This is a genomic window from Mycobacterium sp. AT1 (assembly GCF_002043095.1).
Classification (GTDB): domain Bacteria; phylum Actinomycetota; class Actinomycetes; order Mycobacteriales; family Mycobacteriaceae; genus Mycobacterium.
In genome coordinates this window covers 11,919-28,313 of sequence record NZ_MVOC01000007.1, presented here as the reverse complement: position 1 = coordinate 28,313, position 16,395 = coordinate 11,919, and the positions used below count along the sequence as shown (strand labels likewise).

Sequence of the window (16,395 nt, the reverse complement as noted above, 5' to 3'; positions counted from 1 at the left end):
GTTTTGGGTTATCACTAATTCGCACAACGGATTCCAGCACTCGACGCCGGTAACCTAGGAGCATGGAAATTACGAACCTCGGTGGCCCCGACTGGCGCGTTCACCCCGAGAACAACGCCGTCGCGACCATGCCCGTCGTCAGCCTCGGTAACGGCACTCAGCGCGTGAAGCCCACCACGGTGTCCGTGGTGACCCCGCCCGCGACCACGGGTGCTCCCGGCTGGCGGCCCAGCCGAGCCGACTAGGGCGTCTCAATTCTTTAGTTTTGGAACGGGTGATTCCGACCCTCCAGGTGGGGCATTCCACCAGGTCAGAAATCTCATAAGTCGTCTCGTATCAATATTAAGTGGTGTCGACTTTTGAGATACGATAACGACATGACCAACACCGAGCGCCACGCCGCCAGGGCGGCCCGCCTCAGGGACCCCGTCTACATGGCCAAGATGGAGGCCAAGTGGGCCACCGACGACGCCGCCGACCGCGCCCGCCCCGAGTACCTGGCCGAGAAGTGGCTCGCATTCGAGAGGGATTACTACGACCGCATCCTGGTCGACGAGGCCGCCGAGGCGGTGGCCTAATGGGTGGCGGACGGGTCTTCGGATACGCCCGGGTGAGCACCGGGCATCAATCGCTCGATCAGCAGCGCGATGCGCTGAAGACGGCCGGGGTTGATCTTGATCGGGTGTACTCCGACGTCCTCACCGGCACCTCCACCAAGGAGCAGCGCCCTGGCCTCTCCGCGCTGCTCAGCTATACCCAGGACGGTGACACCATCGTGGTGGTGGGCATCGACCGGCTCGGCCGCAACGCCGCCGAGGTGATGCTGACGATTCGCGATCTCGGTGAGCGCGGCATCGTGCTCCGGTCGCTGCGGGAGGGCATCGACACCTCGAACGCCACCGGCCGAATGATCGCGGGCGTGTTGGCGTCGCTGGCCGAGCTGGAGCTGGAACTGGGCCGCGAGCGCCGTGAAGCATCGCGGTCGGCACGCAAGTCACGCGGCCTGCCCATCGGTCGCCCGAAGGCGCTCGACGCCGACCAGGTGCGCCAGGCCGAAGCGTTGCGCGCCAGCGGCGAGCCCGTCGAGAAGATCGCCCAGACGCTCGGCGTCGGCCGCGCCACGGTGTACCGGGTGCTGGCCGAGAAGGCCTAGACACGCCCGACACGCCCACGACCCCGATCCGATTTTGGATCGGGGTTTCGTCGTCCCTGCCCAATCCGACCAGGCCCACAGGACCTCGAATATACCGACTAAGTCGGGTAACTTGTTGTTACGCAACAGGTTTCGGCGTCGCACCGTGGCACCGTCGTGTGTACGTTGTGGTCATGGGTGTTCTAATTTCCGACGACCCGGCAGTCCGGTCAGCGGCCAGCTACTCGGCAGTGGTGGCGTCTCTCAAGTCCCGTCAGGTGCCGGACGACGACCCGCGGGTGATCGCGGCCCGCGAAGGTCTGGCGTTCCATCGAGTCGCCCGCGCCATTGACGCCGAGGCCGGGCAGATCGCGCCCGGCCACGTCGATGCCCTGGTATCTCGGCTTCGGCAGGGGGTAGCGCGATGACCGTCAAGGCCCGCAACCGCACACCCGCGGCGCTGGCCCGTCAACAGCCCGCGCCCGCGCCGACCTTCACCCAGGGCGAGCTGCGGGAGCGGCGTCGGCAAGGACTCGGGTCCCATCTCAGGGGCGGCTGGTCGCTCACCGTTGAGACCTGTGACATCTGCGTCTCGCTGGCCAACCGCGTTGCCGAGAGAGGTGCCCCCAGGACTTACATCCGGTACGTCGAGGATCTGGCCGACGCGGCGGGTGAGCTGATCTTCGTCGCCTCAGGCCTGGTAGCCGAGGCCAAGGCGCAGAACCAGACTCGGCACCTGAGCTTGGAGGAGCGGGGACGGGCGATGGCCGCGGTGCGCACGCTGGTCCAGCGGCCTCAGCTGCCCGAGATCGATGCCGAGAGCGTTGCGGAGGGGCTCTGGGGCCATCGTTTGGCAGCGGCGGCGGCAATGTATGACCACGACCTGGACCGGCTTCTAGGGAATGCTCTGACCGGGGTCGTCAGCGAGCGCCTACTACGCGCTCTCGCCGGGGTCGACCACGCCGCCCGCGCGCTGGAACGCCGTCTGGACCGTGACGACCAACCCCGGTCGAGACGTGCTCAGGACATCACCGCGGCTGATCATGCCCGCGCCGAACTCGCCAAATTAGGAATTTCACTGTGACCGCCCCGAGCTCGTTGCCCGACTTCCCGGTCACCACGCACTCGGCCCCGCTGCCGACGGTGTTCGACGCGCCGCCTCAGAACCCCGCCCCCGGCGGGCTGTACGCCGAGGTCAGCTGGACCGACGTCACCGGCCCTTCCCGTCACCTGAACGGCGTCGAGATCAGGGGGACGAGTTTCCCCGGCGCGAGCCAGACCGGCATCTGGGATGCACCGTGGTGTTCGGTGCCTGCCCTCGACGGCCCCCGCAAGGAGGGGCAGCGCGGTGGCGTCCTCGACCCGTTCGACCCGGTGGTGGTGTGGGCGTTCGACAGCTGCGACCTGACCGAGCCAAGCCGCCGCGAGGTGGAATCCCGAGCCAGCCAGGCGTTGCGGCTGCGGGAGTCGGCCATGGTGGCCCGCCAGTTGGCCGACCGGCTCAGGCTCGACGCCGCCGAGCTGGCCACCATCCCCACGGTCGACGACGCGGCGGTGGCCCTGGCCTGGCTGGAAACGCAGCTCGCCAAGGCCAACGTCGTCGGTCTGGTTCACGCCTCCCCGACGATGCTTCCCGGCCTGGTGTCGGTGCGCCTGGTCAGCCGGTTGGGCACCAAGTGGATCACTCCCGGCGGGCACACCCTCGTCGTTGACGGCGGGTACGCCGACGGCCTCGGTGAAACCCTCATCGCCACCAGCGCCCCGCTGTTCGGCTGGCGCGACCAGCCTCAGGTCCGGACGGCGATCGATGAGAAGCACAACACGTTCGTGGCCGTGGCCGAACGCACCGTGCTGGTGGGTTGCGAGGCCGTGGTGGCCTCTGTGGTGATCGAGTCGTGAGCGCCGACGGCGAGTACCGCGGCCCGCGGTGTCAGAGCTGCGGTGGCCCTGCCTGGCAGTGGCGGGGTTCGGTTCACGGCTACACCTGCTCGGCGTGCATCGCCCGCCACCTCGACGCCACCGCGGCCCGCGCCGACGCCAAGGTCCGAAAACACCGAGAACGTTTGGCGCGCAATACCTTCCCCTCGAAGACGCCCGACTCCTCGCGGGTGCCGTGATCAGCGTCGGGACGGTGGCGTCCCGACGCTGATCCGACATCTCGTGATGACGGTGATGACCAGACCCGAAAGGCTCGACCATGAATGACCTGGAACTAATCGCCACCGTGGCCAGCGCCTCCGTGCGAGCGGCCCTGGCGGCCGGTGGTGGCCCGAAGACACCGACGCCGTTGAACACGCCCGCGCCGAAGCCGCCGCGCCGCGAGCCGGTGCCCGTCGACCACGACCGGCTCGCCGTGGCCGTTCATGAGAGCGGACATCTCATCGCCTCCGTGGTGGCGGGGGCAGAGGTGATCACGGCAATCGTCGGCGACTTGCCCGGCGGCTTCAAGGGTCTGACCACCTATTTCAGTGACACCATTCCGGCTCATCGCGAGATGGAGATTAGTTACGCCGGACCCTGGAGCGAGGCCCGCTTCCGCGCCGGTCGTCGGCCCACTCAGCGCGACCTGTTCGACGTCTTCGCGGGGAATGGCTGCCGGGACGCCGCCACGCTGGGCCTCGCTGGTGGCACCCACCTCGGTGCCGATGTAGTTCCGCTTCTGGACCGCTGCTGGCCAGCGGTCCTTGCTGTTGCGAAGAAGCTGTACAGCGATGGTGAGGCCACCCAGGCCGACGCCTGCTCAGCTTTGGGAATCACCGACGGCGGCGGCTACACCTCGGTCCAGTTAGCCAGCCTCCGCAGCGGTGGCCGGACGGTTCCCGCCTTCGGCACCAGGACGCCCACCCCGGCCTGATTGACCACCACGCCCACACCGACCACCACGACCGAGTCCCGACGGAGACGCGCCTTACCCCAACGACCACCCCACCGAGAGGTGACCATGACCGCCCTGACCGCTCGCCAGCCCAGCCCATTTCATGACTTCTGGCTTGGTGATTATTGCCCGGCCTGCAACCCGGCGGGCCACTTCGCGGACAGCTGCGTTCGCCGGTGCTCTCTCAACGAGCCCGACGCCGTCACCTGGAACGGCGGCAAGCGCCTGGTGTGCGAGTACGCCTGTGACCGTTGCGGCCATCAATGGCGGCGCGCCGACCTCTGGACCCCCGAAGACCTGGGCTTCGTTCCCGTGAGGAGCGCCGCGTGACCACGGTGACCACCCTGACGACCGCTCGCGCTCTCGGCGCAGCGCGAGGCCGTCGGCGCCCAGATTCGCCGGCCGAATTGGCTCGTTGGCTGATCCCCGGTTACGTGATCACCCCGGCTATCCAGATGCTCTCCGACGAATTGGTCCGCGCCGTCGAGACGCCCGACTCCAGGCTGATCGTGACCATGCCGCCGCGGACCGGCAAGAGCGTGCTCACCTCCCAGGTGTTCCCGGTCTGGCAGCTGGCCCGTGACCACGACGCCGAGATCATCGTGAAGTCCTACGGTGATCAGCTCGCCGAGGAACACAGCGCCGCCGCCCGGCGTCTCATCGCCGAGAACCCCGCGGTGGTCGGCATCGAGCTGGCAGCGGACCGCAAGAGTGTCGGGCGCTGGCGGGTGGCCGGGCACCGCGGCGGCATGTTGGCGGGCGGAATCCTGTCCAGCACCACCGGATTCGGGGCTACCGTGCTCGTCGTCGACGACCCCATCCGTGGGGCCGCTGACGCTGACTCCGACGCATACAGGCGGCGGCTGGCGGCGGGGTTCAACGCCGACCTGATGACACGGCTGATGCCCGGTGGGTCGGCCATCGTCGTCACCACCAGATGGCACAGCGAAGACATCGCGGGCAGGTTGCTCGACGCACCTGGCAGTCGGTGGCGGTGTGTGAACATCCCCGCCATAAGCACCGCCGGGGTGCCCGACGCGCTGTTGCGTGAACGAACCGGCATCGCGATGACCAGCGCCGTGGGCCGCACCGCCGCTCAGTTCCGCGAGATCGAAGCCGAGGTGGGTTCAAGGGCCTGGGCCGCGATGTACCTCGGCGCACCCAGCACCCCACAAGGCGGGCTGATTAAGACGGCGTGGATCGAGCAGTGGCGTCTACCGGCAGCGCCGCCAGGCGTGGTCAAGATCGTGGTCGGCGTCGACCCCGCCGATTCGGGTCAGGGTGACGAGACCGGCATCATCGCCGCCAGTCTCAGCGCCGACGGCGTGGTGGCCCTGATCGCCGACGTCAGCGGCCACATGACCAGCGACCAGTGGAGCCGCCGGGCCGTCGAGCTGGCCCGAGACGTCGGGGCCAGTGAGATCGCCATCGAGGCGTTCAGTGCCAGGGCCACCTACACCAGGCTGGTCACCGAGTCTCTGCCGAAGTACACCCTCAATCACCCTGTGCGCGTCACGGGTTGGCCCCCGAAGGGCACCGACCGAGGCAAGGGCGATGCGGTCACACGGGCCACCGGCCTGCTCGCCGCGCTGGAGACCGGTCGGGCCAGGGTGGCCGGGTACCTGCCCGACTTCGAGGCCCAGGCGGTGACTTGGGAAGCCGGTCAACACCAGCCCGACCGAGTGGCGGCAGCGGTGGTCGCCTACGACGTCCTGGCGCACTCCATCGGCCAGGGCATGCACATCGTCAGCCCACTCGACGCCGCCCGTCGAGCGCGAGAGGGTCGCAAGTCGCCGCCGCCCGCGTGGATGACCCGACGAGTGGGTGGCCGATGACCGCGCCGACCTCGACGGCGTGCCGCACTGCCCCGTCAGGCGGCCGGTTGGCGCTGGTGGGTCGGGCGGAGCTCCGCGCACAGATGACCACCCCAGGAGCCGAGCCGATCGGCTGCCAGTGCCCTAGGTGTTCACCGCCGCCGCCGCTGACCGACCTCGAAGCCCAGGCCGCGTTACGTCACGTGTCGAACGCTGACGCGGTGGCGTTCGCCCTCGGCCAGGTGACGCTGGTCAGCTTCTCCAGCTGCGAGAGCTGCGACGCGTGGAAGCCAAGGTTCACCGAGACGGCGTAGCGTCACCCTCCCCGTTGGAATCCACGCGGCGTGATCGGCAGGAAGGACAGCTCACCGGTGGAATACACCTGCCGATCACGCTCTCTGGCGGGTAGCGCAACCGTCCGCTCTTCGACGGCGGCCGCTGCACCGGCCAGCGACCACTCCCGGGGGATGTCGTAGGGGACGACGTGGTGCTGGCTGCCGTCCACGGTGCCGTCAGATTTAGCCTTGACAAGTTCGTGCACCGCGCGTTTGAGGCGGTTCATTGCCCCCATGGTTATGCCGTAGACCGTCATCCCGACGGCCCCGTTGCTGACGTAGTTGATAGTGCCGCTCTCCCCAAGGTAGCGGCGGCGGGCGACGTCCCAGAGCGAGCCGAGCGCCCTGGTGATGAGCACCGAGACCGAGAGCTCCCGTCCAGGATTCGAGTCCTCCATGGTGAGCCACCAGTGAGCTTCGGTCTTTGCCGCATTGTGCGACGCCGCCTTGTGGAGATACACGTGAGTGGGCCCTTCATGGATGATCTCCGGCTCCCCGTTCAGCGGCTGCCAAGTCATCTTGGCCTCATCGTCGTCGACAGCGACGGCGCTAACGCCGTGCTTGACGGCGTTGTAGAGGAAGGCGTCATCGAGCACTCGGTTCGCGCAATCGGTCAGAAGCAGTTGCAAGCCGTCGATGGCGTCTTCGAACTCGGCGTCGGTGAGCTGAACGACGGAATCGACTCGACCAACGCCGCCCAGGAACACCGTTGCGATGGCCTCGCGGTCGAACCCGCGGTCCAGCGCGGTGGCCACCTTGCCCTTGTATTCACCGAAGTTAGTTGAGGCCGACATCCCCAGCCAGGGACACTCGGGGTGCTCCACGTGGGCGAAGAACAGCCGCAACAGTGTCTCGGAGGCGTGGTTGGCGATCATCACCGCCTCCATGCGGATGTACCGCTGGCGGGCGTCTAAGGGCGGCGGCGGCATTGGTCCAAAGTGGGCCGCTCCGACGATCCGGTTTGCTTCGAAAAGCGATCCCAGTTGCTCGTCGGTGCTGGCCATCAGCGATAGCGACTCGATCCGCATCCTAATGAATTCCACCGGGTCGGCGGTGTAGAACACGGCATTCAGCTCTGCATATTGGCCAGGGTCGAGCCGACGGCCCTTTGGATCGTCCTTCTCCCACGGCTTTTGCCCACCTCGGTACTTACCCATGGGCCGGAGTCTAGGAAAGGCCTCGGACACAGCGGTGTGACCGCGTCGGGAGGTTCAGTCGAACACCTGATCGACCAAAACCCCCGCGTGGCCAAGAAGTGACCAAGACGCGCCTAAACGGGCCGTCACCAAACTGGACTGGGTAGACGAAAAGGGCTGGTTACGTGGCCATTTCCCAGACGAGGCGTCACGGCAAGACACTCCCTAGACGTGTGGCCACACATTTACACACCAGCGGTCGTGGGTTCGATCCCCTCCGCGCCCACCATTATCAACGCAGGTCAGCTCGTTTCAGCTTCGACAAGTCCGATTCTGAAACCCACGGCTGTGCCAAGAGTGTGCCAAGAGGCTCGAACTCCTGCACCAAGAGAGAGGGACCTGCGCCGACACACTGCATACTGTGTTTGATTGCCGGGCTTGGTCCGATGCTGTGTGACATGCTGCCGCGGTGGGGGCGGAGCAGACGAAGGCTGTTTAGGATCATGCAGTCGCCTTCAACCTCTGGCTGACGGCGCTTTCTGTTCTGACTGCCGGGGCGACCTTTGCCATCAGCCTCATCCCGCCGGGCAGTTCGGTCGTCGGGGTTCGCATCCTGGCCGGCTGCCTCGCCGTCGCGACCGCCATTGTCGGCTACTTCAAGTTCAGGAACGAGCGTGCGTTCAAGCGTCAGCAGGAGGGGGAGCGGGTCTCGCTCGATCAAGCCTTGAAGGCAGAGTCTCGTCGCACGTCGCTGCTTATAAAAGGAGCCATGCTCGGCACTGCCGACAAACTCCGCCGACTCTCCATGCTGGACCAAGCGTCAAAGGACTTGGAGATCAGCGGGTTTCGCACGTCGATCGTCAGTAAGGTGTGCGATCTCGTACAGAGGGAAGCGCCGCGGGCGCGTACTTCCGCGTTCAAGAGCTAGGTGCTCGATCTCGCGTGATGCAGTCGGGCACTTACAGCGACTCAAGAAAATCGCAAAGACTCCTTCACTAGCGAGTTCGTTGAGGGCTACGGCGGTGACCAAGGGGTGTGGGCTCTGATTGACGACGGCGATGTCGAGTCAAGTAACGACACGAACGCCGCGGCTCCCGAATCCTGGGACGCAACTAGGAATCGGAAGTACAGGTCGTTTGTGTCGGTCGCCGTCCACGCGGACAGACTCGCCTTCGGGATGTTGACAGCCAATACTCTCGAAGCGGACGGGTTCTCGGACTCGGACCGCCCGCCGCTAGGGGCCGCCCACGAGTGTCTCGCGAAGTTGCGGTTGAATCCTTATGGCTTCCGGCAAGTATGGGTACAACGGCCAGACATGTCCGAGGCCATCTGCGATGACGGTTTCCACGTGCACGCCCTCGGCGCTAGCGCGCTGCTGCAGCCGCACGGTATCGGGGTGCAGAACGTCGAAGGTCCCGCCAAAAATGATGGTTCGCGGCAAGCCCACCATGGATCCGAACAGAGGACTGACCCTCGGGTCGGTGGGATCGGCGTCACCGGCCCAGAGCCGTCCACCGGCGCGCAGTATCTTGACACCGGCAGCGGGAACGTCGATTGCCATGCTGGCGGGGTCGCCGATGGTGACGTCGAGCCACGGGGAGATCAGTACCAAGCGGCCGGGAATGGTGGACCCGCGCCGCACCAATTCCTGCACGGCGGCCAGTGCGAGCCCGCCGCCGGCGGAATCACCGGTGAGGGTGATATTTTCGGCTCCGTACGCGGTGATCAGCGACTCGATAAGGTCCGCCGCGACGGGGACGACGGTGGCGGCGGTCCCGGTGGGGGCGAGCGGGTAGATCGGCACGACGATGGTCGCGCCCGTGTTGCGCGCGACGTCGGCGCACCATGTGTACTGCATCTTGTTGGCCTGACCGACGTAGCCGCCGCCATGGAAGTACAGGATGATCCGGGTGGACGGCTTGGACGGTACCAATGACCAGACCGGCCACCCGGCGTGCTTGCTGTGCCGCACGTCGAGTCCGCGGACCGCGCGCCGCGGCGGGGCGGCCTCGGCGGGCTCTCGCCCACGGCGTTTCGGCCGCTTGGCTGCCTTCACCACGAGTTTGGCCAGCCACTCGCCGTTGCCAAGCAGACGTCCGAGCAACCGAATTTTCGCGACTTGAATGCGGTTCTGCCGGCTGGTGTTTCGTACGGCCTCGTTGGGGTCGGGGATGGCGGTCACGACGTCGCCGCGTACCGCAGGCCGTGACCGAACCGGAACACGGGATCCTCCGTGGCGAAGGGGACGTCGCCATCGCTGGCGATAACGGCGGCATCCGAGCGCGGGAGGTCGAACGGGAGCCGACCTCGCGGGTCGGACTCACCGAATAGAACCGACAGCAGCGCGGCTTCGGCGATACCATAGTTTGCGACGAGACCCGCTGCGGTACCGGCGATCTCGGTGAGAACGGCGGGCCGGTCGAGGTAGACGTCGATCACGGTCGGTACCGTCGCGCAGAGGGCGTCGAGCGTCTCGAGGCGCTCGACGGGGAACTCCAGCGAGCCCTGGTGGAAGAACGCCGCGAAGCCGTCGCCGCCCGCCTGGTAGGGCGCCTGCAGTCGCACCAGGGCCACCTCGGCGTCGGTCGGATCGGCCACCGGTGTCGCATACGCGCTCAGTGCTTCCGGTGAGATCCCCTCGGCGTAGACCTTGATCCCGCGACGTAGCGGCAGGGTCGGGCCGCCGTCGGCGGCCGGACGGTTGACGAGCAATGTCACGGCGTGCTTCTGAGCCTGCAGACCGGCTGCGCGAAAGTCTTTGCGTCCGATGGTCGCCGCGGCGGCGTCCTCGTCGACGAAAGGACGGTCGAAGAGTCCAAGCAGGAACTTCTCGCGCAGCAGGCGTCGGGCGGATTGATCGATCCTTGACTCGCTGACCTTGCCGTCGTCGACGAGTGCGACGAGGACATCGACGCACTCCTCTCCGCCGAATTGGTCGACCCCGGCGTTGATGGCCTTGAGGACGCGGTCGGGCACACTGAGGTGCTCGACGCCCCACGCGCGCGCCGTCCCGATGTCGCCGGCGTCGGCGTGGTCGACGATCAGCCCCCAGTCGGTGCAGACGATGCCGTCGAATCCGAGGTGCTCGCGTAGGAGTCCGGTGATGATCCCCTGGTTGAATCCAAAGCCGACCTCTTCGTACTCGGTGCCTACGGGCATCCCGTAGTACGGCATCATCTGCCGGGTTCCGGCGGCGATCGCGGCCTCGAAGGGCTGTAGGTGATAGCCGAAGTTGTTGCCGGGGTAGACCTGTTCGCGGCCGGTGGCGAAGTGCGGGTCGGTGCCGTCCTTCTGGGGCCCGCCGCCGGGGAAGTGTTTCGTCATCGTCGAGACGGAGTCGGCGCCGAAGTCGCGGCGCTGAAAGCCCAGGATGTAGGACCCGACGAGACGCGAGGTGAGGTCGGCGTCTTCGCCGAACGTGGCACTGATGCGCGCCCAGCGAGGCTCGGTGGCGAGGTCGATCTGAGGGTGCAGCGCGACCCGAATGCCGGCGGCCAGATACTCCTGGCGGGCGATGTCGGCGAAGGTCTCGACGAGCTGCTCGGAGCCGATGGCCGCCAGGCCGAGCATCTCGGGCCACTGGGAGAAGGGGCCCGCCATCATCTGCGTCAGGGGGTTGTCGGTGAAGTGGTGCCGGGGATCGGTAGAGAACGTAACCGGGATGCCCAGCGGACGCTCCAGGGCAATGCGCTGGATCTGGTTGTGCCACTTCGCAAATTGACGACCGTCGGGTGCGGAACCGAGGATGTTGAAGTGCGTGATGCCCGAGTCGATGAGTTCGGTGACGGCGGGGAAGCCGAACATTGGGTGGGGTTGGTCGGGGTCGCCCACGCCGACGAGGGTGTGGAAGAACAATCCGACCTTGTCGGTGAGTGGCATCCGCGCGAGCAGATCTTCGACGCGCTCGTCGATGGAGACCGACGGGTCCTGATAGAGGTGGTGGCCGGTGGGCATTTGGGGGCTCATCAATGTTGCTCCTCACGGTCCTTTCGGCGAACCGGTTACATAGTGTTACTAGTAATATTCACGGTAGGCCGGGTCCCGTTCTGCGTCAAACATCGCCGCGGTCGATGGCTCGCACGAGGGGTCTACGCCCGCGTGATCGTCGACACCCTTGGTTGACGAGCAGGGCATGCCTGCCTAGGTTCGAGGTATCGGTAACAAGGTGTTACCACTAAGTCTTCGGGAACTGATCGTCAGACCCGACACGCACATCCAACTCGAAGGACCTGGAGGACGAGACCGTGACAATGGCCAACGACCACCGCAACGCCGCGCTCGCGCCCGACGAGCGGGCACGTCTGCTCCTCGAGCAGATGACGGTTGCCGAGAAGGCACGACAACTGACGTGTCTGATGTCGATGCTGCTGCTCAGCGAAGGACACCTGGTCGAAGACGCCGCGACGACGATGCTCCCCACCGGAATCGGTGGCATGGTGTGCCCGCAGACCGAGGATCCATCCCGAATTGCCAGCGGCGTCAACGACATTCAACGGTTCCTCGTCGAGCGCACCCGACTCGGCATTCCGGCGCTATTCCAGGTCGAGGCGCTCAACGGTGTCGTCGCGCCCCGGCATCCGGTCTTCCCGACCCCGATCGCGCTGGCTGCGACCTGGAGTCCGGACCTGGTGGAGCAGATGACCGACGTCGTACGCGAACAGATGGTCCGCCTCGGCCTGCGCCACGCACTGTCCCCGGTACTGGACATCGCCTTCGACCCCCGGTGGGGACGCGTGCACGAGACCTACGGCGAAGACCCCCTGCTGACCGCGGCGTTCGGCATCGCGTTCGTCAAGGGCATCCAAGGGAACGACCTGACTCGCGGTGCGCTCGCCACCGCCAAGCACTTCCTCGGTTTCGGGCTGGGCCAGGGCGGTCTCAACGCCTCCTCCTTCGAAGCGGGTAGCCGATTCACCCGTGAGGTCATGGCGTTTCCCGTCGAGGCGGCCATCAACGCGGCCGGGTTGCGATCGGTGATGACGTCCTACGGCGACGTGGACGGAATTCCCGCCGGCGTCTCCCGCGAGTTGCTGCACGATCTGCTGCGCGAGGAGATGGGCTTCGACGGATTCGTCATCGCCGACTACATGGCGATGCAGCACGCGCTGGACCGCCAGCGCGTGGCCACCGGCAAGGGCGACGTGGCCCGCATGGCGTTGCACGCTGGACTGGACCTGGAAGCGCCCTACATCTGGGCCTACGGGGAGACCTTGGCCGCCGAAGTCGACGCCAGCCGCGTCCCGATGGCCGAACTGGACACCTCGGTACTGCGGCTGTTGACCGCCAAGTTCGAGCTCGGCCTGTTCGAGCACCCCTACGCAGCCGAGGGCCCGGTCACCGTCACGGCGACGACCGCCGAGGGAACCGACCTGGCCGACGAACTGGCCGAACGCAGCGTCGTCCTGCTCGAGAACGACGGCGTCCTGCCTCTACGGACGTCGGCGAAGGTAGCAGTCATTGGGCCACTCGGACACGAAGCCCATCAACAGTTCGCGACCTACACCTATCCCGTGGGCCGAGAGATGTACCGCTTCATGGCATCTGGAGGCCTCGGCAACCTGGAGGGCACCGACTCCTTCAAGGCCGAACCCGAGGGACCGGACACCGCCGATCTGGACGCCGAGGACTACGTCCGGCTGCGCTACGGAGTTCGTTCCCTGGCCGAGGAGATCGCCGAGCATGCCGTCGGGGTCGTCGTCGAACCCGGCTGCGGACTGACCGAGCACCTCGACGGAAACTCCTTCGACCGGGCCGTCGCCGCCGCCCGTGACGCCGACGTGGTGATCCTCGCGCTCGGCGGGCACAGCGCCGCGATCGGCGGCGGCACCGAAGGCGAGGGCACCGACACTGCGGACATCGCCCTACCTGCCGTGCAGCGGGCCCTGGCCGACGCGATCGCCGAGACCGGGACGGCACGGGTCACCGTCCTGATCCAGGGCCGGCCCTACCCGCTGCCCGCGTCGGTGCTGGAGTCCTCAGCGCTGGTCGTAGCGTCCTTTGCAGGCCAGGCGGGCACCCGGGCATTGGCGCGGGTGCTCTACGGCGACGTGAACCCCGGCGGCAAGCTGCCCTATACGATGCCGCGGCACGGTGGGCAGATCCCGATCTACCACTACCAGCGCGCCGACAGCGGCTACCGCCGCGAGGCCGTCATCCGGGGCATGCACTACCGCGACATGTCGGCCACTCCGCAGTACCCATTCGGCTTCGGTCGCAGCTACACCAACTTCGAGTTGACTGACCTGCACGTGACCCCAAGTGTTGGCACCGACGGCGTCGTCGAGGCGGCGCTGACGGTGACCAACGTCGGCGAAGCAGCGGGATCGGAAGTGGTGCAGCTCTATTCGCGGGTCAATGCCGCCGTGGTTACTCGTCCCGCTCAGCAGCTCGCCGGGTTCGCTCGGGTGCAACTCGACCCAGGTCAATCGGCCCGGGTGACGTTCGCCGTCTCGGCCGACCAGTTCGCCTTCAGCGGCCTGGATCACCGGGTGGCCGTGGAGCCGGCGACCGTCGACCTGTTCGTCGGCGCGTCCTCCGACGATCGCCGGTTGGAGGGCTCCGTCGAGGTCCGCGGTGAGCGGCGCTTCCTGCGGCCGTCCGAACGCGTCTACCTGCCCACGGTCGAGGTCTCGTGATCCGTCAGGACTTCAACGCCGACTGGTACGTCCGCAAGGAAGGCCAGGACGAGTCGCTAGGACCGGTGACGGTTCCCTACGACGCCATGCTGTACGAGCCGCGCGACCCGCACGCACCCGGCGGCCACAACACTGGGTTCTTTCCGGGTGGGGTGTACCGCTACACGAAAACCGTTGCCGTCCCCGATGAGTGGCGAGATCGCACGGTCGCGATCGAGTTCGAGGGCGTCTACCTACGCTCGGAGGTCTTCATCAACGGTCGCCTGGCGGGTGGCCGCCCCTCGGGCTACGCGATCTTCCAGGTGACACTCGACGAGTACCTGAACTACGGCGCCGACAACGTCGTCGAGGTCGTCGCGCACAACGACCAACAGCCCAACAGCCGCTGGTACACCGGCAGCGGCATCTACCGCCCCGTGCACCTGCTCGTCGGCCGCCGCACCCGCATCACCGCCGACGGTCTGCGCATCGTCACGACGGCGGTGGACGGCGACGACGCCACCGTCGAGGTCAGCACCGAGGTGACCCACGACGGGCCCGAGCGCGTCACGCTGACCTTGGCTACGGAACTCACCAGCCCGAGCGGAGTCACGGTCGGACCGCTCACCGAGCAGTTGTTCCTGGAGCCGGGTGAAACCAGGACCATCCGTCAGCTGATGACGGTGCCCGACGCCGAGCTCTGGTCACCGGAGGATCCCCAGATGTATTCGGTCACTGCGCGATTGGCCGGCGTCGTCGAGGTCGAAGACGAGGCGCACACCGAATTCGGTGTCCGCACACTGTCGGTCGACGCGCACCATGGACTGCGCATCAACGGCCAGACCGTCAAGCTGCGCGGCTCCTGCATCCACCACGACAACGGCGTGATCGGTGCCCACACCCTGGATGCCGCCGAAGACCGGCGCATCCGCATCCTCAAGGCCGCTGGATACAACGGGATCCGCAGCGCACACAACCCGGCCTCGCGGGCAACGCTGCGCGCCTGCGACCGACACGGCGTGCTGGTAATGGACGAGTTGACCGACGTCTGGTGGCGACCCAAGGCTCGCTTCGACTACTCCGCGGAATTCGAGCAGTGGTGGGAACGCGACCTCGAAGCCCTCGTCGCGAAGAACGCCAACCACCCGTCGGTGATCATGCATGCGATCGGCAACGAGATCGCCGAAACCGCCACCGCCGAGGGCATTCGGCTCAACGGGGTGATCGCCGACCGGGCCCGTGAACTGGATCCCACGCGACTGGTCACCAACTGCATCAACGGCTTTCTCAATCTGATCTCGCCCACCAACGACGAGAAGCAGGCGAAGAAGCACGCCGCCGCTCGAGAAGAAGGCGGGCACGACGCGAACAAGAACCTGATCGCGGCCCTGAACCTCCTCATTGGCACGTTGGAGAAGTCGCTGAAGTACATCGTGCGACTCCCACTGGTCGACAAGCGCACCCGCGACGCCTACGCCGCGCTCGACGTCGCCGGCTACAACTACATGTCCGGCCGATACCTCAAAGACGCGCGACTACATCCACACCGGGTAATTGTCGGCAGCGAGACAAATCCCCCAGACGTCGTCTCGGTCTGGCCCGAGATCGAGAAGCTACCCCAGGTCATCGGCGAATTTAGTTGGACTGGATGGGATTACATCGGCGAGGCCGGCATCGCCGTCATCGAGCCCGGCAAGCGGCGGCAGCTGTATGCGCCATACCCGGCGCTGCTGGCGGGGGAGCCGGTCGTCGACATCACCGGCCACCGCCAGACCCAGTCCTATGTCAACGAGATCGTCTGGCACCTGCGCGCCGACCCGTACATCGCCGTCCAGCCGGTCAACCACGCCGGAAAGACGCAGAAGGGAAACGCCTGGCGCGCCACCAACTCGATCCGCAGTTGGAGCTGGCAGGGATACGAAGGACGCCCGGCAGTCGTCGAGGTTTACGCCGATGCCCACCGCGTCGAACTCCTACTGGACGGTGTACTCCTCGGTTCCAAACCCGTCGGCGTACGCCACCGCTTCCAGGCGACGTTCACCGTGCCCTACCGCCCCGGGACACTGACCGCCGTGGCCTACGGCGCGGACGGCGCGGAGCTCGGCCGCGACGCGTTGAGAAGTGCAGGCTCCGGGCTGCGTCTCCAAGTGCTGTGCGAGAACAGAGAATTGCGCTCCGACGGAACAGATCTCACCTATCTGCAGATCAGCCTGACCGATGCCGAGGGGATCGTGCGGCCGCTCGCCGACCGCGACGTCACGGTCGAGGTCAGCGGAGCGGGCAGCCTGCTGGGCTTCGGTAGCGCACAGCCCATCACCGAAGAGGGCTTCAGCACCCACCGGCATCGGACCTACCAGGGGCGCGCGCTGGCCGTGGTGCGGTCGGGCCGCAACGCGGGACACATCACCGTCACGGTGAACGCACCGGGATGTGCATCGGTCACCACGGACATCGCCGTCGTCGACGTCACGGCGCCGTCGCCTAGGTAG

16 protein-coding genes are annotated in these 16,395 nt (G+C 66.7%); 13 read left to right on the top strand and 3 right to left on the bottom strand.

Annotated elements, in window-relative coordinates; genetic code table 11:
• Positions 1–62 precede the first annotated feature (62 nt).
• The 11 genes from B1790_RS03290 to B1790_RS03245 all read left to right on the top strand — a co-directional run bounded on the left by B1790_RS03290 (position 63) and on the right by B1790_RS03245 (position 6,135).
• Positions 63–245: a hypothetical protein gene (locus tag B1790_RS03290; protein WP_079921785.1), complete on the top strand. Its 183-nt coding sequence runs from the start codon at positions 63–65 to the stop codon at positions 243–245.
• A gap of 132 nt (positions 246–377) precedes the next feature.
• On the top strand, positions 378–578 hold the full coding sequence (locus B1790_RS03285; protein ID WP_079921784.1) for a hypothetical protein: 201 nt from the start codon (positions 378–380) through the stop codon (positions 576–578).
• On the top strand, positions 578–1,153 hold the full coding sequence (locus B1790_RS03280) for a recombinase family protein (protein WP_079921783.1): 576 nt from the start codon (positions 578–580) through the stop codon (positions 1,151–1,153). Before B1790_RS03285 ends, B1790_RS03280 begins: the two co-directional genes overlap by 1 nt.
• Positions 1,154–1,326: 173 nt before the next feature.
• A complete protein-coding gene (locus B1790_RS03275; protein WP_079921874.1) occupies positions 1,327–1,560 on the top strand; it encodes a hypothetical protein in 234 nt (77 codons plus the stop codon).
• The gene (locus B1790_RS03270) at positions 1,557–2,216 is read left to right on the top strand and encodes a hypothetical protein (protein WP_079921782.1); all 660 of its coding nucleotides are present in this window, start codon (positions 1,557–1,559) and stop codon (positions 2,214–2,216) included. Before B1790_RS03275 ends, B1790_RS03270 begins: the two co-directional genes overlap by 4 nt.
• Positions 2,213–3,031, top strand: a complete 819-nt coding sequence (locus B1790_RS03265) for a hypothetical protein (protein ID WP_079921781.1) — start codon at positions 2,213–2,215, stop codon at positions 3,029–3,031. Before B1790_RS03270 ends, B1790_RS03265 begins: the two co-directional genes overlap by 4 nt.
• Positions 3,028–3,249 (top strand): hypothetical protein, encoded by a 222-nt coding sequence (locus tag B1790_RS34090; RefSeq protein WP_142271005.1) that lies wholly within the window; start codon positions 3,028–3,030, stop codon positions 3,247–3,249. Before B1790_RS03265 ends, B1790_RS34090 begins: the two co-directional genes overlap by 4 nt.
• An 80-nt stretch (positions 3,250–3,329) precedes the next feature.
• Entirely contained in the window at positions 3,330–3,986 is a 657-nt protein-coding gene (locus B1790_RS03260) for a hypothetical protein (RefSeq protein ID WP_079921780.1), read from the top strand.
• A gap of 87 nt (positions 3,987–4,073) precedes the next feature.
• Positions 4,074–4,337 (top strand): hypothetical protein, encoded by a 264-nt coding sequence (locus B1790_RS03255; RefSeq protein ID WP_079921873.1) that lies wholly within the window; start codon positions 4,074–4,076, stop codon positions 4,335–4,337.
• The gene (locus B1790_RS03250) at positions 4,334–5,842 is read left to right on the top strand and encodes a hypothetical protein (RefSeq protein ID WP_233164910.1); all 1,509 of its coding nucleotides are present in this window, start codon (positions 4,334–4,336) and stop codon (positions 5,840–5,842) included. The genes B1790_RS03255 and B1790_RS03250 overlap by 4 nt, the downstream gene beginning before the upstream one ends.
• Positions 5,839–6,135: a hypothetical protein gene (locus B1790_RS03245; protein ID WP_079921778.1), complete on the top strand. Its 297-nt coding sequence runs from the start codon at positions 5,839–5,841 to the stop codon at positions 6,133–6,135. Before B1790_RS03250 ends, B1790_RS03245 begins: the two co-directional genes overlap by 4 nt.
• A gap of 2 nt (positions 6,136–6,137) precedes the next feature.
• On the opposite strand, the gene B1790_RS03240 is transcribed toward B1790_RS03245, so the two are convergent.
• The 3 genes from B1790_RS03240 to B1790_RS03225 form a co-directional block, all read right to left on the bottom strand.
• On the bottom strand, positions 6,138–7,313 hold the full coding sequence (locus B1790_RS03240) for a hypothetical protein (RefSeq protein WP_142271004.1): 1,176 nt from the start codon (positions 7,311–7,313) through the stop codon (positions 6,138–6,140).
• A 1,213-nt stretch (positions 7,314–8,526) separates the two neighbouring features.
• Complete coding sequence (locus tag B1790_RS03230; RefSeq protein WP_079921776.1) at positions 8,527–9,474, bottom strand: alpha/beta hydrolase fold domain-containing protein; 948 nt, start codon at positions 9,472–9,474, stop codon at positions 8,527–8,529.
• Positions 9,471–11,258: a glycoside hydrolase family 3 protein gene (locus tag B1790_RS03225; protein WP_079921775.1), complete on the bottom strand. Its 1,788-nt coding sequence runs from the start codon at positions 11,256–11,258 to the stop codon at positions 9,471–9,473. Before B1790_RS03225 ends, B1790_RS03230 begins: the two co-directional genes overlap by 4 nt.
• A 284-nt stretch (positions 11,259–11,542) precedes the next feature.
• Here B1790_RS03225 and B1790_RS03220 point away from each other — a divergent pair, with 284 nt between their 5' ends.
• Entirely contained in the window at positions 11,543–13,927 is a 2,385-nt protein-coding gene (locus B1790_RS03220; RefSeq protein WP_079921774.1) for a glycoside hydrolase family 3 N-terminal domain-containing protein, read from the top strand.
• Positions 13,924–16,395, top strand: coding sequence for a glycoside hydrolase family 2 TIM barrel-domain containing protein (locus tag B1790_RS03215; protein ID WP_079921773.1), 2,472 nt, complete (start codon positions 13,924–13,926; stop codon positions 16,393–16,395). Before B1790_RS03220 ends, B1790_RS03215 begins: the two co-directional genes overlap by 4 nt.